The following is a 21,866-nucleotide window of genomic DNA, read 5'->3' on the forward strand; positions in this document are numbered from 1 at the left end:
GCCCTACCCGAGCGACCGCCACGTCCAGGTGGTGCTGACCTCCAGCGGTTCCAGCGGCGTGACGAGGTGCGGATGGCTGTTCAGGCCGTCGGGCGGTCCGGTCTGCGGTTCGACGCACACCGCCTCGGGCAGCTCGTCGTAGACCACCACCCACTCGGCACGGCTCGAAACGGTCAGCTCCAGGCGGCCCGGCCAGGTCAGGGTGGCGCGCACCCCGTCCGGCATGCCGAAGCAGTCGTCCCACGGTCCCGGGCGCGGCGGGATGCGGCGGCCCGTCGGCAGGTGGTCCTCGCCGCGCTCCTCCTGCCAGCCCGGGGCGAAGTCGATCTCCACGTCCGGGCCTCCGGGGTCCAGCGAGCGCAGGAACCACGGGTGCCAGCCGGCCTGCGCGGGGAACGAGGCGCCGAGCGTCTCCACGCCCAGGGTCAGGGTGACCCCGCCGCCGTCCTCGGCCAGCTCCACCAGCTGCGTCACCCGCCCCGCGTACGGCCAGGGCTCGCCGAGGTCGCAGACCAGCGCGGCCGAGGTGGCGTTCGAGCTGACAACGCGCCACTCCAGATGCCGCACGGTGCCGTGGATGGCGTTGGGACCGGCGTCCCGTGGCACCTGGTGCACCGTGCCGCCGTCACGAAAGCGTCCGTCCCGCATCCGCCCGCACCAGGGCACCATCAGGAAGGAGCCGAACCGGTCGCCCTGGCGGAGCAGTTCGGTGCCGGCCACCCGCAGCGAGGAGATCCGCCCGCCCTGGTCGGGTCGGAGCTCGAGGTCGCAGCCGCCGGCGCTGAGGCGTATGGCGCCCTCCGCGTCGTCGCGGGCCGTGGCATCGCGATCCGGGGCGCCGGTTTTCGTATGTGGGATCGTCACCCCACGACGATAACGATTCAGAGTCAGTAAATCCTAATAGACTCTCGGCCGCTCTCGACGGCGCTCAACGGCGTCGCCGGAGCACCCGGCGTCCCACCACCACGGCGGATGCCACCGCGAGCGCCGCCACGGGCGCCGCCCAGCGGAGCACGGCGGCGGTCGCGGGCGCCCGGCCGGGCGCGGGCCGGGGGGCGTACCGGCCGCGCGGCGGGGCGTGATCCACCTCCTCCGCGCTGCGCCCGATCATGGTGCGCCTGGCGACGTCCGCCTCCGGCTCCGCCGGCGCCCCGGGCCTGGCCAGATCGCCCGTCAGGTCGTCGGCGAGCTGGTCCCCGAACGGTTCGTCCTCGGCCGCCTCACCTTCCAGCGGGGAGCCGTCCAATTCGGACTCCAGCTCGGCGTCCAGCTCCGACTCCAGATCGGCTCGCGGGTCCAGGGTCGGGGACGGAATCTCCGGGTCCGGATGCCCGTGGCGAAAATCGGACTCCTGGCTCGGGGCCGACGGGGTGCCGGGCTCCGCGCCGGTCTCCGGGGCCGGGATCCCGGGAATGGCGGGCTTGTTGTCGTCCGGCGCGCCGATCCCGCCGCCGGGCTCCAGCGTCCCGGGAGGCGCCTCCATGGACGGCGGCGGCTCCGCCGCGCCCAGCTCCTCGGCCAGCCCTTCGGCCAGCGCGTCGGAGAACCGGTCGAGCAGGCGGCGCGCCGCGGCGTCGCGCTGTTCGGGCTCGACGCCGGCCAGCCGGCCGGTGGCCTCGACGGCGCCGGTGAAGACGAGCGTCGTCCCGGTCCCGGTCGGGTCGGGGCGTGCGACCACCGAGAGGGTGAGCCGGACGGTGCCGGAACCGCGCGATTCGGCGGCCTCGGCCTCGACCACGAGTCCCTCGCCGCGCTCGGAGACCTGTAGGTCGCCGCGGTAGGTGATGGTGGATCCCCCGACGCGGACCCGCAGCCGGGCGTCCCGCAGAGCGCTCTCCTGCCCGGGCTGGAACCCCGGGAGGCATCCGGCGACGCGCTCCGGATCGTCGAAGGCACCGCGCACCGTGGAGGCGGAAAACGGGACATAGACCTCGTGCTCCATGGCGCGGAGCCTACCTACTGAGGAGCACGACGTAACCCGCCCACGCATCATCCGTCTCAAACAGCCCCGGCCGCCCCGCGATCATCAGCCAGGACCGGCGTCCGGGGCGGGTTCCGACTGCCGACGGTCCGCCAGCTCCCGGGCCGCGGCGTCCTCCAGCGGCCCGACCACCGAGGAGAAGCCCAGCAGCGCGGCCACCACCCCCGCGTTCACGGCGAACAGCACCCGCCGGGCGCGGACGCTGAGGTCCCGCCGGAACAGCCACAGCACCACGGCGCCCCCGGCCAGCACGTTCACCACGCCGGTGAGCAGCGCGGCGGTCAGCTGGCCCAGTATCGGCAACAGGAGAAAGGGGAAGGCGAGCCCGCCGAGCAGGGCGCCCACGTAGTCGGCGGCGGACAGGTCGGCCACCGCCCGGCCCGGGTCCTGCGCCCTGATCCGCTGGATGAGGGTCATCAGCAGCGGCATCTCCGCTCCGATGAGCACCCCCATGGCGAGCGAGAGGGCCACCAGCATCGGGCGGGACTCGCCGAAGAGCACGAAGCAGAGGTAGAGCGATATCGCCGAGCTGCCCCCGACCAGCGCCAGCACCGCCTCGACCAGCCCGAAGTTGCGCGAGGCCCGGGTCCGCAGCCGCTTGGCGGCCAGGGACCCCAGGCCCATGGCGAAGACCATCAGCGACAGCACCACGGAGGTGTGCGTGACGGTGTCGCCGACCAGATAGTCGGCCATGGCGATGAGCTCCAGCTCGTACACCAGTCCACAGGCGGCGCAGACGAAGACGGCCACCAGGACCAGGAAGCGCCCGACTGCCGCGCGCACGGGCAGCTCCACGGCGCCGGGGACGGCAGCGGGGAGCGGCGCCTCGCCGGTGCCCGCCAGGGCGGATCCCCGTGCCGCGGGCTCTGACGTGTCGATCATGATCCGAACGGTACGTCACGCTTAGGGATCATTTTGTCACCCACAAGGGTGGATTCGGGGCGAACCACTAGTCACCGGGCGCCCGACTGTGAGTCGCCGAGCCCCAGCCGGGTGCGGGTGGCCACCAACCGCCGCTCCTGGGGGTACGCGTGCCACGTACGCCAGTGCACCTGGGGCCCCTGGCGCTGGGCGAGCAGCGCGGTGAACGCGTTCGGATCGCCGGGAAAGACGCCGGCCAGGCCGTGCGGATGTTCGGCCACCAGTGCGAGCAGCTCCTGCGCCCGCCCCGCGAACGAGCCGGCGCTCAGGCTCTCCACCCGGGCGGCGAACTCGTACTCGAAGTTCCCCAGGCGCTTCGAGACGCCGAGCGGCAGGGGCGTGTTGCTCCCCGGCATGCAGGCCACGGTCTCCGAGCAGCTGCCGGCCGAGGACTCCAGCAGCACCTGGTGCGAGGCCCCGAGCACGCGCAACTGCACGGTGGTCTCGGTGAGTTGAAGGTCGAGCGTGGCCAGCGAGGGCAGTGGCTCCCTGCCCAGCGCCCAGGCCAGATCGTTGGCTCGGGTGTCGATGAAGGAGGTCTGGATCGTGGTGAGCATGGGACGGCTCCCGCATGCACGCAGTGGAGGATCGTGCGAACCGACCTTCGGAGCGTGTCCGGCAGCCGGCCGCGCCGGATCCGCGTCGTGCGCCGGCCCGGCGTCAGGCCGGACAGGCTGGCCAGAACACGGGACCCGGCTACGGGTTCACCGAATCATGGAACACGTGGCCCCCACCGCGTTTTTACCCAACTTCACCAGGTTTCCATCCGCCAGGGGACTGAGGGGCTCAGGTGTTCCCCGACCGGTTGACCGCATTACGAACACCTGTGCACGGTTTACGCGTGTACCACTCGTCGAAATGTCCCTTTGTGGTTGAGAATCAGATGAAATGCTGGTCACAGCTCAGAGTGCTTCACATCTCGGCTGCACAACGGTCACCCGGGCACACTTGTTCATGCTGCATTCTGTGAGGAAGCTCTCCGCAACTTCACACCCGAAGTCACACACCGCGGAAGGCCCGAGATGACCCGATTCGGCACATCGTCGAAAGTCATCGCGGCCATGCTCGGAGGGGTCCTTGTCCTCTCCGCGTGTGGCGGCGACGACGAGGAGAGCGAAGAGAACGGCAGCAGCGCCAGTGACACCGTAACGCTGGCGGAAGCCCAGCCGTTCCAGAGCTACAACAACACCACGGCTGCCGCCAACTCGTCGATGAACAGCACCGTCATGAACTGGGTTCACGGCGGTTTCTGGCAGTTCGGCGGCGAGGACGGTCAGGTGACGCCGGACGAGGCGTTCGGCACCTACGAGAAGACCTCCGACGACCCGCTGACCGTCGAGTACACGATCAACGACGAGGCCGCCTGGTCCGACGGCGACTCGATCGACTGCGACGACATCCTGCTGTGGTGGACCCAGCAGAGCGGCGCCATGGACGGCCTCTTCTCCGCCATCGGCACCGACGGCGTCGAGGACACCGAGATGCCGGACTGCGAGGCCGGCGGCAAGTCCTTCGAGCTGGTCTACGACACGCCCTACGCGGACTGGTCGTCGAACGGCCCGAGCCACGGCAACACCTCGATGATGCCGGCGCACGTGGTGGCGGAGCAGGGCGGCCTGACCCCCGAGGAGTTCCTCACCGCGCTCCAGGAGGGCGACGCCGACGCGCTGCAGCAGGCGGCCGAGTTCTTCAACACCGGCTGGGTGATCAACGGCGCGCTGCCGGACCCGGCGCTGATCCCGTCCTCCGGCCCGTACATGCTGACGGACTTCGTCGAGGGCCAGTCGGTGACGCTCACCGCCAACGAGAACTACTGGGGCGAGCAGCCGGCCACCAAGAACATCGTCATCCGCACCATCGCGGAGGAGGAGCAGGTCCAGGCCCTGCAGAACGGTGAGGTGGACATCATCCACCCGCAGCCGACGGTGGACCTGGCCCAGCAGATCGAGCAGGCCACCGGGAGCACCATCTCCTCCGAGGTGGGCAACCAGTACACCTACGAGCACCTGGACTTCAACTTCAACTCCGGCCCGTTCGCCGAGTCCAAGGAGCTCCGTGAGGCGTTCGCGCTCTGCGTGCCCCGGCAGCAGATCGTGGACAACCTGATCGCCCCCGTGGTCCCCGACGCCGAGCCCAAGGACATCCGCAACATCGCGCCCTGGGACCCGGGCTTCGAGGAGGTCAACCAGGCCGTCTCCGAGCCGCTGGGCGAGTACGGCACCCAGGACATCGACCGGGCCCGGCAGATCCTGGAGGACGAGAACGCGGTCGGCACCACGATCCGCCTGGAGACCCTCGACCTGCAGCGCCGCAACGACGCCGGTCAGCTGATCAAGGCCGCGTGTGACGAGGCCGGCTTCAACGTCGAGTTCGTGTCCGCCGCGGACTTCTTCGACACCGAGGGTGGCCTGGCGCAGAACACCTTCGACGTGGCGATGTTCGCCTGGATCGGCTCCTCGCTGTTCTCCGAGTGGAACTCGACCTACCAGACGGTCACCGAGTGCACCCCCGAGGGCAAGGGCAACAACAACGGTTGCTACTCCAACCCCGAGGTGGACGAGCTGCTGGACGAGCTCATGCGGACCTCGGACCAGGACGAGGCCATCGGCATCGTCGGTGAGATCGAGACCATCCTCTGGGACGACCTCGTGACCATCCCGCTGTACCAGCACCCGGGCATCACCGCCTGGAACTCCGCGGTGCAGAACGTGGTCCCGAACCCGACCCAGACCGGCGTGGTGTGGAACATGCCGGAGTGGACCAAGGGGTAGGCGCCGCTGAACCCCCGCCCGGCTCACCACCCCGGTGAGCCGGGCATACCACACGACATCCACAATGGAGCGACGCGCGGGGCCGGGGGCCTCACCCCCGGTCCCGCGTCCGCGCCCCAGGGCTCAACCCGCGTAATCCCCCCATAAAGCCACAAACGCCCATTCGACCCCGACCCGCCCAACCCCCCTCGATCCCTCAGGAGTCAGCGCCATGCTCGTGTTCATCGCGCGGCGGCTCTTCGTCTCAATCTGGGTCTTCCTCGCCTCCACGGTCGTGATCTTCTTCCTCGCGACCAACATCAGGGACCCGCTCGCCCAGGCCAGACAGCTGCCGGACGCGGCCAGAGAGAGCGCGATCGCCGAGATCACCGAGCGCCTGCACCTGGGGGACCCGCTCCTCGTGCGCTACTTCCGCTGGCTCGGTGACGCCCTGACCGGCGACCTCGGCAACAACATCACCGGCCAGAGCGTCAACACCCTGCTCGAGGAAGCCTTCACCGCCACCCTGCAGCTCGTGCTCGGCGCCATGGTGCTGGCCATCGTCGTCGGCATCACCATCGGCGTGATCGCCGCGCTGCGCCAGTACAGCGCCCTGGACCAGGGCACCACCTTCATCGCCTTCATCTGCTTCTCGCTGCCGCTCTTCTGGACCGCCACCCTGCTCAAGGACTTCCTGGCGATCGACTTCAACGACTGGCTGGCGGAACCCGAGATCTCCTGGACCTTCACCCTCGGCATGGCGCTGATAGCCGGCCTCATCGGCGGCGCGCTCGTGGTCGGCGACCGGCGCACCCGGCTCACCGTCTTCGGCGGCACCCTGCTGCTGACCGCGGTGCTGCTGCGGGTGCTGTCCGCCACCGAGTGGTTCGCCGACCCCGGCCTCGGCTTCGTCATCGTGGCGCTCACCGCGGTGGCCGGCGCCGCCGGCTTCACCTCGCTGGTCAGCGGACTGGAGTGGAAGCCGCCGCTGCAGGCGGCGCTGGTCGCCGCCGGCCTCGGCATCGTCGCCTACTTCGCGCTCGGCGAGGTGCTGGAGGACCCGACGCTGGTCACCATCGCGCTGCTCGCGCTGCTGACCGCCGGCATCTGCTTCGGCGTCGGCTGGTACCTCGGCGGCGACCTGTACCGGCGGTCCGCCATCCCGGCCGCGATCTTCACCGGCCTGTTCGCCGGCGCCCTGATCTTCGTCGACCGGATGCTCAGCTCCTTCGAGGGCTACAGCGAGTCGGTGGCCGGCCGCCCGATCTCCACCATCGGCGCCGAGACCCCGAACTACGAGGGCACCTTCTGGGAGGGCGGCCTCGACTCCTTCGGCCACCTGGCGCTGCCCACCCTGGCGCTGGTGCTGCTCTCGCTCGCGCAGTACACCCGCTACACCCGGGCGAGCATGCTGGAGGTCATGAACCAGGACTACGTGCGCACCGCCCGGGCCAAGGGCCTCGGCGAACGGGCCGTCATCACCCGGCACGTGCTGCGCAACGGCCTGATCCCGATCACCACCCTCGGCGCGTACGACGTCGGCGTGGTGCTCGGCGGCGCGGTGGTCACCGAGACGGTCTTCGGCTGGCGGGCGATGGGCACGCTGCTGCTGACCGGCATCGACACCGGCGACCCGATGCCGATCATGGCCTTCTTCCTGGTCACCGGCGGCGCGATCGTGGTGTTCAACATGCTCGCCGACATCATCTACGCCTTCCTCGATCCCCGCATCAGGCTGTCTTAGGAGGAGCCCGCCATGACCGAATCGAAGACAGCCGGCCCGACCGACACGACCGGCACGAACCGGCCGACCGCCGACCCGCGGGCCGGGGCGGGCGGCGGCACCAGCGCCGCCGAGGCCGCCGTCGCCCAGGGCATGAACGTCGTCGCCCGCACCCAGGGTCAGCTGGTGCTGCGCCGCTTCCTGCGGCACAAGGGCGCGCTGGCCGGCATGTTCCTCTTCGCCGCCGTCGTGGTGCTGGCCGTCACCTCCATCGGCGCCGGGCCGATACCCGGGTGGTGGGACAAGGACCCCACCGCCACGGGCACGGTGGTGGGCGAGGGGAAGCCCAGCCTCTCGGTGCTGCCCGAGTTCCTCGGCGGCGGCGGCATGCACCTGGGTGAGCACCCCTTCGGCCAGGACAACATCGGGCGCGACTACTTCGCGCTCACCATGCGCGGCACCCAGGTCTCGCTGACCATCGCGGTCATCGTGGGCATCTTCGCCACCCTGGTGGGCACCCTGGTCGGCGCCGCCGCCGGCTACTTCCGCGGCTGGACCGAGTCGGTGCTGATGCGGCTCACCGACGTCGTCATCGCCATCCCGACCCTGCTGCTGGCCGGCCTGATCGGCGTCATCGTCGCGGACAAGGGCATCGTCCTCTTCGCGATCTTCCTCGGCCTGGCGCTGTGGACCCAGACCGCGCGCCTGGTGCGCGGCCAGGTGCTGTCGCTCCGGGAGAAGGAGTTCGTCGAGGCCGCCCGCTCGGTGGGCACCCCGGCGCACCGGATCATCTTCAAGCACATCCTGCCGAACACCGTCGGCATCATCATCGTCGCGGTGACGCTGGCCATCGCCACCGCGGTGCTGACCGAGAGCGCGCTGTCGTTCGTCGGCCTCGGGGTGCAGCCGCCGGACACCTCGCTCGGCCGGCTGATCACCGACTACCGGACCGCGCTCAGTGTCCGCCCCTGGTTGTTCTACTGGCCGGGCGTGTTCATCATCGCCATCGCCCTCTCGGTGAACTTCATCGGCGACGGGCTGCGCGACGCCTTCGATCCCCGACAGACCCGGGTGCGTGACTGATGTCGATCACTCCTGAGCTCAACGCCGAGATGCCGCGGCCGGTCCCCGGCGGCGCCGCGGTCACCAAGAGCGCCGAGGAGGTGCACGCCGCCAGGACCCTGGCGGACTCGCGGCCTCCCAGCGACGAGGAGATCCTCTCCGTCCGGGACCTCACGGTGTCGTTCCCCACCGACGACGGCCTGGTCAAGGCCGTCCGCGGCGTGGACTACACGCTGCACGCCCGCGAGGTGCTGGGCATCGTGGGCGAGTCGGGCTCCGGCAAGTCCGTCTCGTCGATGGCCATCATGGGCCTGCTGCCGAAGAACGCCCGGGTGACCGGCAGCGTCCGCTACCGCGGCCAGGAGCTGCTCAGCATCCGGCCCAGGGAGCAGCGCTCGCTGCGCGGCCGGAAGATCGCGATGATCTTCCAGGACCCGATGACCTCGCTCAATCCGGTCCGCACGGTCGGCGACCAGCTCGCCGAGGCGGTGCTGGCGCACCATCTGGTGCCGCGCCGGCAGGCGCTGGGCCGGGCCAGGGAGATGCTGGACCTGGTCGGCATCCCGCAGGCGGAGAAGCGGCTGCGGGCCTACCCGCACGAGTTCTCCGGCGGCATGCGGCAGCGCGTGATGATCGCCATGGCCATCATCAACGATCCGGACGTGATCATCGCCGACGAGCCGACCACCGCGCTCGACGTCACCGTGCAGGCGCAGATCCTGGAGAAGCTGCTGGAGGTCAAGGACGAGGTCAACGCGGCGATCCTGATGATCACCCACGACCTCGGGGTGATCGCCGGCATGGCCCACCGGACGCTGGTGATGTACGCCGGCAAGCCGGTGGAGATCGCCGAGACCGACCAGGTCTTCTACCACCCGCGGATGCCGTACACCGCGGGGCTGCTCGGCTCGATCCCCTCCCTGGAGGGCGAACGGGACGAGCGGCTGCGGCCGATCGCCGGCGCGCCGCCGTCGCTGATCGCGCTGCCGCCCGGCTGCCCGTTCTCGCCGCGCTGCCCGCTGGCCACCGACGTCTGCCGGGAGACCGAGCCCGAGCTGACCGACACCGACGAGGGCGTCCGTGGCAGCCACCGGGCCGCCTGCCACCACAGCGACCAACTGGCGGCGGTCGAGGACCCCACGGAGTTCTTCCGCCAGGCGGCGGCCGTCCCGGCCCAGGCCTCCGCCACCGAGGACGCCGAGGACGCCGCCGCTTCCGACGAGTCCGAGCGTTCCGACAACAGCGAAAGCGAGGAGGGGCGATGACAGCCGACGTGAAGCTGGCCAAGGCCCCCCAGCGGCCGACACCCGACCCGGACGGCGAGCTGCTCAGGGTGACCGACCTGGTGGTCAACTTCCCGGTGCGCGGCGGCGGTCTGATCCGCCGGGTCGTCGGGCAGGTGCAGGCGGTCAGCGGCGTGTCGTTCTCCGTCAGCGCGGGCGAGACGCTGGGCGTGGTCGGCGAGTCGGGTTGCGGCAAGTCCACCACCGGACGCGCCGTGCTCCAGCTGATCAAGCCCACCGCCGGCTCGGTCCGCTTCGACGGACAGGAGATCACCGGTCTGGGGTCCGCCCAGCTGCGGGCGGTGCAGCGCAAGGTCGGCATGGTCTTCCAGGACCCCTACGCCTCGTTGAACCCGCGGCTGCCGGTGAACGACATCGTCGCGGAGCCGTTGAAGGTGCAGGGCGCGTGGCGCAACGGCGGCAAGGCGCGGGTCGCCGAACTGCTGGAGTTGGTCGGTCTCAGCCCGGAGCACGGCAACCGGTACCCGCACGAGTTCTCCGGCGGCCAGCGGCAGCGCATCGGCATCGCCAGGGCGCTGGCGCTCTCGCCCAAGCTGCTGGTGCTCGACGAGCCGGTCTCGGCGCTCGACGTGTCCGTGCAGGCCGGCGTCGTCAACCTGCTGGAGGACCTGCAGGACCAGCTGGGCGTGGCGTACGTCTTCATCGCCCACGACCTGTCGGTGGTCCGGCACATCTCCGACCGGATCGCCGTGATGTACCTCGGCAAGGTGGTGGAGACCGGCGCCCGCCAGGACGTGTACGAGCGCCCCGCGCACCCGTACACCCAGGCGCTGCTGTCGGCCGCCCCGCTCGCCGACCCCAGGAAGGAGCGGCAGCGCCGGAGGACGGTGCTGACCGGCGACGTGCCCAGCCCGCTGGACCCGCCGAGCGGCTGCCGCTTCCGGACCCGCTGCTGGAAGGCGCAGGAGATCTGTGCCACCGAGGAGCCCGCGCTGGTGGACCGGGGGTCGGGTCACCCGGTCGCCTGCCACTTCGCCGAAGAGGACTCCTCGGTGGTCTGACGGGTGTGAAGCCTGTCGCCTTCCAGCAGCGTCACCCACCGGCGGCCTGCCACGGCGTCCCAGCGCCTCCCACGGCGTCGCCGGGAGCGGCCGGGAGCGGCCGGGAGCGGAGGAGCCCCAGGCCCCCGGGGCACGAGGGAGCCCAGGGGGCCTGGGAAGCCGGGGCGCGGCCCCGGGTCACCCCTCCGGACCCGGGACCGCCGTCGGCCCGCCGGTGCCTTCAGGACCAGCCCTCAGGCTGTCCCGGGGGAGGACAGCCTGAGAGGGCGTCGGACGCCGCCGCCGACGGCGTCGGCGGCCGGACCGACCGCCGACGCCGCGCTCACCCCCCGCGCGCCTCCGGCGTTGGGAAGACCCTGTCGTACCGACCTTTCCGAAATCTTGAAGCCCGCTGACCCGGTCGTCCGGGGCATGCCGGGGCACGTCCCGGCGGACGCGCCGACGCCGACCATCGTTCGCCGATAACCCCGAACCGGTAGGGAGGACGGCGGCGACAATGGAGGCACAGGAGGCATCGTGCGCTGCCGGGCGGGAACGATCGGGAGGGTCGAGACACACATGCCTGAGATACGGCTGTTGGGCACCGTGGAGGTGCGTGCCCCCGACAACGGCCGCGCCGTGGCCGGGCCGCAGCTGCAGCGCAGCGTTCTGGCGATCCTGGCGATGGTCCCGGGGCGTCCGGTGACGGCCGAGGCGCTCATCGACCGGGTCTGGGGCCATCAACCGCCGGAGAACGCGCGGGACGTGCTGTACACCTACGTCTCCCGGCTCCGCCGACTGCTGCGGGAGGCCGCGGCACCGGACGCGGACGACGCCGCCGGCTCGGTGCGCCGGGTGGCCGGCGGCTATCTGCTGGACGTCCGGGCGGAGGACGTGGACCTGCACCGGGCCCGCGCGTTGGCCGCCAGCGCCCGGGAGTTACGCGACCGGCCGGGCGGCGCCGAGCCGGCGGCGGAGCTGCTCCGGGAGGCCACCGAGCTGTGGCGCGGCGTTCCGCTGTCCGGGCTCAAGGGGGAGTGGGCCCAGCGGGTGCGGGCCAGCCTGGAGCAGGAGCTGGTGACGATGCTCACCGACCGCTTCGACCTCGAGCTGCGCCTGGGGCGGCACGCGGACGCGGTGGGCGGGCTGCTGACGGCGCTGCTGGAGCATCCCCTGGTGGAGCCGCTGACCGGACAGCTGATGCTGGCGCTGTACCGGTCGGGCCGGCAGTCCGACGCGCTGGAGGCGTACGCGCGGACCCGCCGGCTGCTCGTGGCGGAGCTCGGCGAGGGGCCGGGACGGGCGCTGAGCGACCTGCACCAGCGGATCCTGCGCCAGGATCCGACGCTGGACCACCGGCCGGACGCGGGACCGGCCGACGCGGAGCAGGCCGACGCGGCCGCCGCGGAGGGCGCCGAAGCGGCCGAGCCGCGGTCGTCGTACGGGCCCGCCATCCGCCCGGCGCAGCTGCCGCCGGACGTCGCCGGGTTCACCGGTCGAGCGGACTGTCTGGAGCGGCTGGACCGGCACCTCGACGCGATGCCGGACGAGGGCGGCGGCGCCTCCGGGCCCGCGGTGATCACCGCGATCGTCGGCACGGCCGGGATCGGCAAGACCACCCTGGCCGTGCACTGGGCCCACCAGGCGGCCCCGCGCTTCCCCGACGGCCAGCTGTACGTCAACCTCAGGGGCTTCGACCCGTCCGACGCGGCCGTCGCGCCGGAGACGGCGCTGCGCGGCCTGCTGGAGGCGTTCCACGTGCCGCCCGCCCGGATGCCCGCCGGTCTCGACGAGCTGTCGGCCCTCTTCCGCAGCGTGCTGGCCGGCCGTCGGGTGCTGCTGGTGCTGGACAACGCCCGCGACGAGGCACAGGTCCGGCCCCTGCTGCCGGGGGCACCCGGCTGCCTGACCGTCGTCACCAGCCGGAACCAGCTGCCCGGGCTGGTCGCCGCCACGGGGGCCAGCCAGCTGTCCCTGGAGTTCTTCACGCCCGAGGACGTGCGCGCGTTACTGGCCCACCGGCTGGGGGCCGACCGCCTGGCGGCCGAGTCGGCGGCGGTGGACGAGATCGCCACCCGGTCCGCCCGGCTGCCGCTGGCCCTGGCCCTCGTCGCCGCCCACGCCGCCGCCCGCCCGGGGATCCCGCTGTCGGCCCTGGTCGACGAGCTGCGCACGGACTGCGACAACGGCCCACTGGACGCCCTCTCCAGCGGCGACACGGTCACCGACATGCGCGCGGTGTTCTCCTGGTCCTACCGTCTCCTCAGCCCGGAGACCGCCCGGCTGTTCCGGCTCATCGGTCTGCACCCCGGCCCGGAACTGGCCACGCGGGCGGCGGCGAGCCTGGCCGGGCTGCCGGTGGCGCGCACCAGGACGCTGCTCCGGCAGTTGGCCGGCGGCAACCTGATCGGCGAACGCGCCGGGGACCGGTACACCGTGCACGACCTGCTGCACGCCTACGCGTCCGAGCTCGCCGACGCGACCGACCCGGAGGCCGAGCGGCGGGCGGCCGTCCGGCGGGTCCTCGACTACTACCTGCACTCCACCCACGCCGCCTGCCTGGCCTCGTGGCGGAACCGGGACCAGATGGCCGAGATCGAGCCGCCGGAGCACGGCGTGGCGCCCGAGCGCTGCCACGACGCGTTCCAGGCCCTCGACTGGTTCACCGAGGAGTGGCGGACGCTGGGCGCCGCGGTCCGGCTGGCGGTGCGCACCGGCCACGACCGCCACGCGGCCGAACTGGGCCTGCGCGCCGGCAACTACCTGGACCGCAACGGCCACTGGCCCGAGCAGGCGGAGCTGCTGGAGACCGTCGTGGCCGCCACGCGACGACTCGGCGACACCACGCGGCAGGCCCAAGCCCTCTGCGACCGAGCGCGTGCCCAGCTGCGCCTGGGCCGCCTGGACGGGACCGAGCGAGACCTGACGGCCGCGCTCGAGCTGTACCGCGCCGACGACGACCTCGACGGTCAGGCCGCCACGCACCACTACTTCGGCTACCTGTCCGAGCATCGTGGCGCGTTGACCGAGGCGCGGGACCACATGGCGCAAGCGCTGGGCCTCTACCAGGCGACCGGGAACGGACTCGGCGAGGGCCGGGCGCTCAACGGCATCGGCTGGACCCACGGCCGGCTCGGCGACCACGAACGGTCGCTGAACTACTGCCGCAGGGCCCTCGCGATCCAGCAGCGGCTCGGGGACGCGTACGCCCTCGGCATCACCTGGGACAGCCTGGCCAGGGCCCATCACGCCGCGGGCGACTGGGACGAGGCCGTCCGCTGCTACCGGCGGGCGCTCGACATGCTCCAGTCGCCGGACGGCGCCGACCCGACGAACCTCGCGATGGCGTTCACCGGGCTCGGCGACACCCACGACAGCGCGGGCGACCGGGACGCGGCCAGGGACGCGTGGCGCCGCGCGCTGCGCGTCTGGGAGAGGCTGCGGCACCCCGAGGCCGACCGGCTCCGGGCACGGCTGTCCGGCGACGGCTAACGGCGACGGCTAAGGGTGCCGGCCAACGGTCAGGTGTCCTGCTGGTCCTCCGTGGCGCCCGACTCCTCGTCCGACTCGACCGGGCCCAGCTGCTCGGTCAGCCACTTGTCGAACTCGATCGAGGCGCGCACCCAGCTGACCATGCTCGACACGAAGTGGTCCAGGGCGACGCCGACCCCGATCAGCATCTGCACCTCGCCGATCAGCCGGACGGTGCCCTCGTCGCTGGTGTGGGTGTAGACCTTGGGCCAGAGGGTGCGCCGGTTCCAGTCGTCGAGGCTCTCCAGCAGCTCCGGCTTCTGGTCCAGGGTGTGCGGCCGGTCGTAGAAGGTCCGCACGGACAGCACCTGCTGCTGGTTCTCCCCGCGGAACATGAAGTACGTGCGGAAGGACTTCCAGGGCGCGACCACGTCGCCCTGCTTGTCCTCCGTGTGCTTCAGCTTCATGCGGTCGAGCAGCTGCTTGATCAGCGCCTTGTCCGGCACGACCGGGGCGGTCGGGGCCGCCGGCTGGCCGCCCTGGTTCGCGGCGGCGGGCTGCTGCCCCGCCGCCGGCTTCGCGGCCTGGTCACCCTGTTGGTCGGGCTCTGGCTTCTTCGACGCACTTCCGAAGTTCGGAATCGCGGACGGATCCATGGACACGGAGATGGTCCCTTCGTACGAGTGCGACGGACGGAGCCGGGGCGGGCTCCGGTGTGGGGGTACCTCCCTGGGCGGCCAGGGCCCGGGGAGGCTCGGGCGCTGTCCATCCTCCACCATGCCCGCCCCCGTCTGGCAACCAGGCGGGGGCGGGGCGGAGATCCGTCCGATCAGCCGGCGTCCTCGACGCCGGGGGCCGCCGGCTCGGCCCGCTCGATGCTCAGGCCGCCGTCCAGCGCCGCGTCGACCCGGACCGTGTCGCCGTCCCGCACCTCGCCGGACAGGATCCGGCGGGCCAGCGGGTCGCCGATCGAGGTCTGCACCAGTCGCCGCAGCGGCCGGGCGCCGTACGCCGGATCGTTCCCCTCGTCGGCGAGCCAGCCGAGGGCCAGCGGCGTGACGTCGAGCGTGAGTCGCCGGTCCGCGAGCCGCCGCTGCAGCGCGTCGATCTGCAGCCGGGCGATGCGGCCCAGCTCGTCGCCGCCGAGCGCCTGGAAGATCACCACGTCGTCCAGCCGGTTCAGGAACTCCGGACGGAACGCGGCGCGCACCGCCGCCAGCACCTCCTCGCGCCGCTCGTCCGGCTTCGCCAGCGGGTCGATCAGGTGCTGGCTGCCGAGGTTGGAGGTGAGCACCAGGATGGTGTTGCGGAAGTCCACGGTCCGGCCCTGGCCGTCCGTGAGCCGCCCGTCGTCCAGCACCTGGAGCAGGATGTCGAAGACGTCGTGGTGCGCCTTCTCCACCTCGTCCAGCAGCACCACCGTGTACGGACGGCGGCGCACCGCCTCGGTCAGCTGGCCGCCCTCCTCGTATCCGACGTAGCCGGGGGGCGCGCCGACCAGCCGGGCCACCGAGTGCTTCTCGCCGTACTCGCTCATGTCGATGCGGACCATGGCGCGCTCGTCGTCGAAGAGGAAGTCGGCGAGCGCCTTGGCCAGCTCGGTCTTGCCGACGCCGGTCGGGCCGAGGAAGAGGAACGAGCCGGTGGGCCGGTCCGGGTCGGCGACCCCGGCGCGGGCTCGGCGCACCGCGTCGGACACCGCGCGCACCGCCTCCGCCTGGCCGATCAGCCGGCGGCCCAGCTCCTCCTCCATCCGCAGCAGCTTCTCGGTCTCGCCCTCCAGCAGCCGCCCGGCCGGGATGCCGGTCCAGGCGGACACCACGTCGGCGATGTCGTCGGGGCCGACCTCCTCCTTGACCATGGACGGCGCGACGCCGCCCTGGGTGGCGGCCTGTTCGGCGGCCGAGGCGTCGGCCAGCTCCCGCTCCAGCGCCGGGATCTCCCCGTACAGCAGCTTGGACGCGGCCTCGAAGTCGCCGTCGCGCTGGGCGCGCTCGGCGATGCCGCGGGTCTCGTCGAGCCGCTCCTTCAGCTCGCCGACGCGGTTCAGGCTCTGCTTCTCCTTCTCCCAGCGGGCGGTGAGGCCGCGCAGCTCCTCCTCGCGGTCGGCCAGCTCGCGCCGCAGCCGGGCCAGTCGCTCCTGGGAGCCGGGGTCGGACTCGTTGGCCAGCGCCAGCTCCTCCATCTTCAGCCGGTCGACGGCGCGCTGCAGCTCGTCGATCTCGACGGGCGAGGAGTCGATCTCCATGCGCAGCCGCGAGGCGGCCTCGTCCACCAGGTCGATGGCCTTGTCGGGCAGGAAGCGGGAGGTGATGTACCGGTCGGAGAGGGCCGCGGCGGCGACCAGCGCGCTGTCCGCGATCTGCACCTTGTGGTGCGCCTCGTACCGGCCCTTCAGGCCGCGCAGGATGGCGATGGAGTCCTCGACGCTGGGCTCGGCGACCAGCACCTGCTGGAACCGGCGCTCCAGCGCGGCGTCCTTCTCGATCCGCTCCCGGTACTCGTCCAGCGTGGTGGCGCCGACCATCCGGAGCTCGCCGCGGGCCAGCATGGGCTTCAGCATGTTCCCCGCGTCCATGGCGGAGTCGCCGCCGGCGCCCGCGCCGACCACGGTGTGCAGCTCGTCGATGAAGGTGATGATCCGACCCTCGCTGCTCCTGATCTCCGCGAGGACGGCCTTCAGCCGCTCCTCGAACTCGCCGCGGTACTTGGCGCCGGCGACCATGGCGCCGAGGTCGAGCGAGACCAGCCGCTTGTTCTTCAGCGACTCGGGCACGTCGCCCTTGACGATGCGCTGCGCCAGGCCCTCGACGACGGCGGTCTTGCCGACGCCGGGCTCGCCGATCAGCACCGGGTTGTTCTTGGTGCGGCGGGAGAGCACCTGCACCACGCGGCGGATCTCGTGGTCGCGGCCGATGACCGGGTCGAGGCGGCCCTCGCGGGCGGCGGTGGTGAAGTCGGTGCCGAACTTCTCGAGCGCCTTGTACGTGCCCTCCGGATCGGGCGAGGTGACCCGCTGGCCGCCCCGGCTGGCCTGGAAGGCGGCCAGCAGCTTCCGGTCGCTGGCGCCCTGGCCGGTCAGCACCTCGGCGGTCTGGCCGCCCTTGGCGGCGAGGCCGATCAGCAGATGCTCGGTGGAGACGTACGCGTCGCCCAGCTCGGTGGCGCGCCGCGCGGCGTCGGAGAGCACGGCGAGCAGCTCGCGGTTGGGCTGGGGCTTCGCCACGGACGCGCCCTGCACCTTGGGCAGCCCGCCCAGCAGCCGTTCGGCGCCCGACCGCACGGCCGCCTGGTCCGCCTCGACGGCGGCCAGCAGGTCCTGGATGTTCTCGTTCTCCCGGCCTTCGAGCAGGGCCAGCAGCAGGTGCGACGAAGTGATGTCCGGGTGCCCGTCCCGGAGCGCGCGGTCGTTCGCCGCGCTGATCGCGTCCCGGCTCCTGTTGGTCAGCTCGGCGTTCACGTCAGCGGTACTCCTCCGTGTCCGTGGGCGTGTCGATGGGGTGCTGGATGCCCCCGCACGACCCGGCTCAAGTCTGCCACAGTCAACGTGCGATAAGTTGAGTCTATTCCACTCAAGGTGTTTCTCGCGCCGTGGTCGCGGGGTGCGTCACGTTCGTCCGATGATCAGAACAGACACCAGGGCATGCGGAACAGCCCGGGCGGGTCACGAGAACGCGAGACCGCGCGGGGTACGGGGACGTCGCCAGATGCGCCGCGGGCTGCCGCGGGCGCCGGGCTCAGCCGCCGCCGGCCTCGGCGAGGAGCGCGCGGGCCTCCTCCGGGAACGGCCGGCCGACGACGTGGCCCTGTCCGGAGCCGACGGACATCACGGCGAGCAGGGTGCCCGACTCGGCGCCCGCGTCGTAGTCCGTGAGCCAGGGGCCGCCGCTGGATCCCGCGGTCATGTCGCAGTCCTCCAGCAGCAGGCCGCCGACGTTGGGCTCCTCGGCCTCGCCCTCGGCCAGCACGTCGGTGAGGCCGGAGCAGTAGTGCAGGGACTCGCCGTCGTAGGGGTCGACGGCCGGGTAGCCGAGCACCGCGACCTCGCCGCCCTCGGGGACCGGCTCGTACGCCAGCCGGTTGGCGCCCTGCGCCTCCTGGAGGGTCTCGCCGCCGCGGGTCGCCACGGTCAGGAAGGCGTAGTCGTGCGGCAGGATCGCGTGCACGCCGCGCGAGACGTCCCAGTCCTCGGGCGTGTGGACCGCCGAGACCCGCCAGCCCTCCTGCCGGTACCGCTCCAGGTCGTGGTCGTAGTCGGGCACGAACCACGCCTCCTCGGGCGGCTTCGGGCCCTCGGGCGGCAGCACGCAGTGGGCGGCGGTGGCGACGACGCTGCCGTTCGGCGCGTCGACGACCGCGCCCGAGCAGACCCCGAGCCGGCCGCCGCCGATCTCCCAGATGATCTTGCCCACCGTCTCGACGGAGCCGTCCGCCCACGGCTCGGCCGCGCCGGCCGGCGGGGCGGCGGGCCCGAGCAGGCCGAGCGCGCAGGCGGTGGCGACCGTGACGGCCGCCGCGGACGGTGACCGGTGGGGGACTGGCTCGGCGCTCATGGCCTTTACGGTCGACGCGACACGCGGGGCTGTCCAATCGCCCTCACCCGATCGTGTGGCGGCGCGCCGCGCATCGGCGTGCGGCACCGGCGCGGCCACATGGCAAAAATGTGGCAATCGGATATCCCACGCGCATTGACTCCGTCACCCCAGCATCAGCATGCTCATGCCCATCTCATGCCCTCTCATGGCGATCTGATCCGGAGGCACCCTTGCGAGGAGCGTCCAGACCCACCCCACAGACCCGCCGGACCGTGCTGCGCGCCGCCACGGCCGGCGCGGCCGTCGCCGCGGCCGTTCCGTTGCTGCCCACCGGCGCCGCGGCCGCCGACGCCACCACCGACACCCGGACCGACACCCGGACCGGCGTCCCGACCGGCGACGCCGGCGACGCGACGCTGCAGGCCGCGTTCGCCGAGGCCGCCGAACGCTACGGCGTACCGCCGCACGTGCTGCTCGGCGTCTCCTACCTGGCGTCCCGCTGGGACGCGCACGGCGGCGCGGCCAGCGTGTCCGGCGGCTACGGCCCGATGCACCTCACCGACGCGGCGACCGCGCTGGCCGCGTCCGGATCGTCCGCCGGCCACCACGCCGACACCACGGAGGACCCGCGCGGCGACGCGGCCCGGCCGCTGGCGTCCCGGAGCCGGGCGGCTACCCGGGCCGTGGCCGCGGGGGCCACGGCGGTCGCCGCCGTCGAACTCCCGGCGGCGCTGCGCACCCTGGACCGCGCCGCCGCCCTCACCGGCCTGTCCCCCGCCGAGCTGCGGGCCAGCAGCGCGGCCAACGTGGCGGGCGGCGCCGCGCTGCTGGCCGAGACCCAACGCTCCCTCGGACAGCCGCTGAGCGACGATCCGGCCGACTGGTACGGCGCCGTGGCCGGCTACCCGGCGACGGACAGCCAGCGAGCCGCCGAGGTGTTCGCCGACGAGGTCTACGCCGTGATCAACGCCGGCGAGCGGCGGACCACGGACGAGGGTCAGCGGGTGGTGCTGGAACCGCTGGCCGTCACCCCGCGGACCGGGACCGCGCGCGCGCTCGGCCTGCCGGAGCCCGCCCGCGACCCCGACGTGGAGGCCCCGCCGTCGGTGTCCTGCGAGTGGCTGCCCGCGCCGTACCAGGAGTTCGGCGACGGCGACTACGGCAACCACGACAAGGCGAACCGTCCCGAGTCGCAGCAGGTCGACTACATCGTCGTGCACGACACGGAGGCCACCTGGCAGACCACCCTGGAGCTGGTGCAGGACCCGGAGTACGTGTCCTGGCACTACAGCCTGCGCTCCTCCGACGGCCACATCGCGCAGCACCTGGCGACCCGCGACGTGGGCTGGCACGCCGGCAACTGGTACGTCAACGCCAAGTCGATCGGCCTGGAGCACGAGGGCTTCCTGACCGACCCCGACGCCTGGTACACGGAGGCGATGTACCGCGCCTCGGCGAAGCTGGTGCGCTACCTGGCCAGGAAGTACGACATCCCGCTGGACCGGCACCACATCCTCGGCCACGACCAGGTGCAGGGCACCACCACCGCCGGCATCCCCGGGATGCACACCGACCCGGGCCCGTACTGGGACTGGGTGCACTACTTCGACCTGCTCGGCGCCCCCCTGCGGCCCACCGGGGGACGGCGCTCGGGCCTGGTGACCATCGCGCCCGACTACGACCGCCACACCCCCGAGTACACGGCCTGCGTGCCCGAACAGCCCGACGCGGCCTGCGCCCCGCACGGCTCCAGCGCCGTGCGGCTGCACACCGCACCCGCGCACGACGCGCCGCTGGTCCGCGACGTCGGGACCCACCCGGACGGGGACGGCGAGTCCGGCACCGGCGTCAACGACGTGGGCGCCCGGGCCACGGCGGGCATGCGGTTCGCGGTGGCGGACCGGCGGGGCGACTGGACGGCCATCTGGTACCTCGGCCAGCGGGCGTGGTTCCACGATCCGGCGGACGCGCCGACCGCGCTGCCCGCCGAGGGCTGGGTCGTCACCGGAAAGCGCGGCGCCACGACCATCCCGGTCTACGGCCGCGCCTACCCGGAGGCGGCCGCGTACCCGGAGGGAATCCCGGTGCAGACGGTGAGCCCGCTGGTCTACGAGATCCCGGCCGACCAGCGGTACTCGCTCGGCCTGCGCACCCCGAGCGAGTACTACTGGGCCGTCACCTTCGACCCGACGAACCACCAGGTGGTGCGCGGCGAGGAGTACTTCCAGATCCAGCTGGGACACCGCATCGGCTTCGTCCGCGCCGCCGACGTGCGGGTGCGCTGGGCCGGCTGACGGCCGCGCGAACCCGGTGTCCGGCCCGGCCACTCCGGGTCCGGGCGCCGGGTGCCGCCCCGGCCAACTGGGCGTTAGGCTGCGGTCGATGCGCCGTCAGCTCCGCGAGACCCCGTCGTTCGCCGCCCCGCCGCCGGCCCTGCTCGGCGCGGCCGCGCTGGCCGCCGCGCTGCTCCTCGCGCTGATGCTCACCGTGGCCGTCCGCGGCGGCGACCCGTTCGCCCTGGACACCTCGCTGCACACCTGGGCGGTGGACTGGCGCACGCCGACCAGGAACGACGTGTTCCGGGTGGTCACCGACAGCGGGGACGACGTCCCGCCGATGCTGCTGGCGGCGGCCGCGGCGGTGCTGTACGTGCGCGGGCGGCGCTGGTGGCTGGCCGCGCTGGCCGGGGTGCTGGCGCTGACGCTGGCCCAACTGCTGCGGTTCGGCCTGGTCAACCTGCTGGGCCGGCCCCGGCCGCCGCGCGCCGAGATGCTCGCGGACCCCAGCACCCCGTCGATGCCGTCGGGACACACCAGCACCTCGGCGCTGGTCGCCATCGGCGTCGCGGTCGTGCTGCTGCCGTACTGCCACCACGTCGCGACCCGGGCGCTGGCCGTGGCGGTGCCGCTGGCCTACGCGGTGTCCGTCGGCTTCAGCCGGGTCTACCTCGGCGTGCACTGGGCCACCGACGTGCTGGCCGGCTGGTGCTACGCCACCGCGGTCTGCTGCCTCGCGCTGCCGGCCCTGGGCGGGGCGCTGCGCCGGCTGACCGGCGATCCGGACCGCCCGGGCGAGCCGGGCGGACCCGGCGAGTCCCAGGCGCCCACCCGCTGGTTGTGAGCCTGAGGGCCACCACCTG

General features: G+C 72.7%; 14 protein-coding genes and 1 pseudogene. 8 read left to right on the forward strand and 7 right to left on the reverse strand.

Going from position 1 to position 21,866, the window contains the following annotated elements; genetic code table 11:
* Positions 1–3 precede the first annotated feature (3 nt).
* The 4 genes and pseudogenes from ABGB06_RS13010 to ABGB06_RS13025 all read right to left on the reverse strand — a co-directional run bounded on the left by ABGB06_RS13010 (position 4) and on the right by ABGB06_RS13025 (position 3,459).
* Positions 4–792 (reverse strand): aldose 1-epimerase, encoded by a 789-nt coding sequence (locus tag ABGB06_RS13010; RefSeq protein WP_347589154.1) that lies wholly within the window; start codon positions 790–792, stop codon positions 4–6.
* Between the two features lie 136 nt (positions 793–928).
* Positions 929–1,942: an SRPBCC domain-containing protein gene (locus ABGB06_RS13015; RefSeq protein ID WP_347588574.1), complete on the reverse strand. Its 1,014-nt coding sequence runs from the start codon at positions 1,940–1,942 to the stop codon at positions 929–931.
* Positions 1,943–2,107: 165 nt separating this feature from the next.
* Positions 2,108–2,863 (reverse strand): annotated as a pseudogene (locus tag ABGB06_RS13020) (spermidine synthase); the annotation flags it as partial.
* A 71-nt stretch (positions 2,864–2,934) separates the two neighbouring features.
* Entirely contained in the window at positions 2,935–3,459 is a 525-nt protein-coding gene (locus tag ABGB06_RS13025) for a DUF2617 family protein (RefSeq protein ID WP_347588576.1), read from the reverse strand.
* A gap of 504 nt (positions 3,460–3,963) precedes the next feature.
* Between ABGB06_RS13025 and ABGB06_RS13030 the strand changes: the two genes are divergently transcribed.
* The 6 genes from ABGB06_RS13030 (at position 3,964) to ABGB06_RS13055 (ending at position 14,213) form a co-directional block, all read left to right on the forward strand.
* A complete protein-coding gene (locus ABGB06_RS13030) occupies positions 3,964–5,673 on the forward strand; it encodes an ABC transporter family substrate-binding protein (RefSeq protein WP_347588578.1) in 1,710 nt (569 codons plus the stop codon).
* Between the two features lie 211 nt (positions 5,674–5,884).
* The gene (locus tag ABGB06_RS13035) at positions 5,885–7,396 is read left to right on the forward strand and encodes an ABC transporter permease (RefSeq protein ID WP_347588580.1); all 1,512 of its coding nucleotides are present in this window, start codon (positions 5,885–5,887) and stop codon (positions 7,394–7,396) included.
* A 12-nt stretch (positions 7,397–7,408) separates the two neighbouring features.
* Entirely contained in the window at positions 7,409–8,458 is a 1,050-nt protein-coding gene (locus tag ABGB06_RS13040; RefSeq protein ID WP_347588582.1) for an ABC transporter permease, read from the forward strand.
* Positions 8,458–9,702, forward strand: coding sequence for an ABC transporter ATP-binding protein (locus tag ABGB06_RS13045; protein WP_347588584.1), 1,245 nt, complete (start codon positions 8,458–8,460; stop codon positions 9,700–9,702). Before ABGB06_RS13040 ends, ABGB06_RS13045 begins: the two co-directional genes overlap by 1 nt.
* Complete coding sequence (locus tag ABGB06_RS13050) at positions 9,699–10,742, forward strand: dipeptide ABC transporter ATP-binding protein (RefSeq protein WP_347588586.1); 1,044 nt, start codon at positions 9,699–9,701, stop codon at positions 10,740–10,742. The genes ABGB06_RS13045 and ABGB06_RS13050 overlap by 4 nt, the downstream gene beginning before the upstream one ends.
* 558 nt (positions 10,743–11,300) lie before the next feature.
* Positions 11,301–14,213: a BTAD domain-containing putative transcriptional regulator gene (locus tag ABGB06_RS13055; protein ID WP_347588588.1), complete on the forward strand. Its 2,913-nt coding sequence runs from the start codon at positions 11,301–11,303 to the stop codon at positions 14,211–14,213.
* A gap of 29 nt (positions 14,214–14,242) precedes the next feature.
* Here the strand turns inward: ABGB06_RS13055 and ABGB06_RS13060 are convergent, their stop codons facing one another.
* From ABGB06_RS13060 to ABGB06_RS13070, 3 genes are all read right to left on the reverse strand, one after another.
* Positions 14,243–14,854: a YbjN domain-containing protein gene (locus tag ABGB06_RS13060; protein WP_347588590.1), complete on the reverse strand. Its 612-nt coding sequence runs from the start codon at positions 14,852–14,854 to the stop codon at positions 14,243–14,245.
* A gap of 167 nt (positions 14,855–15,021) precedes the next feature.
* Positions 15,022–17,652, reverse strand: a complete 2,631-nt coding sequence (gene clpB, locus ABGB06_RS13065) for an ATP-dependent chaperone ClpB (RefSeq protein ID WP_347588592.1) — start codon at positions 17,650–17,652, stop codon at positions 15,022–15,024.
* 277 nt (positions 17,653–17,929) lie between these two features.
* Positions 17,930–18,745: a trypsin-like peptidase domain-containing protein gene (locus tag ABGB06_RS13070; RefSeq protein ID WP_347588594.1), complete on the reverse strand. Its 816-nt coding sequence runs from the start codon at positions 18,743–18,745 to the stop codon at positions 17,930–17,932.
* A 212-nt stretch (positions 18,746–18,957) separates the two neighbouring features.
* Between ABGB06_RS13070 and ABGB06_RS13075 the strand changes: the two genes are divergently transcribed.
* On the forward strand, positions 18,958–21,021 hold the full coding sequence (locus tag ABGB06_RS13075; RefSeq protein ID WP_347588596.1) for a peptidoglycan recognition family protein: 2,064 nt from the start codon (positions 18,958–18,960) through the stop codon (positions 21,019–21,021).
* Between the two features lie 88 nt (positions 21,022–21,109).
* Complete coding sequence (locus ABGB06_RS13080; RefSeq protein ID WP_347588598.1) at positions 21,110–21,847, forward strand: phosphatase PAP2 family protein; 738 nt, start codon at positions 21,110–21,112, stop codon at positions 21,845–21,847.
* The last annotated feature ends 19 nt before the right edge of the window (positions 21,848–21,866 follow it).

The sequence above is a fragment of the Streptomyces sp. B6B3 genome (assembly GCF_039871525.1).
Classification (GTDB): Bacteria; Actinomycetota; Actinomycetes; order Streptomycetales; family Streptomycetaceae; genus Streptomyces.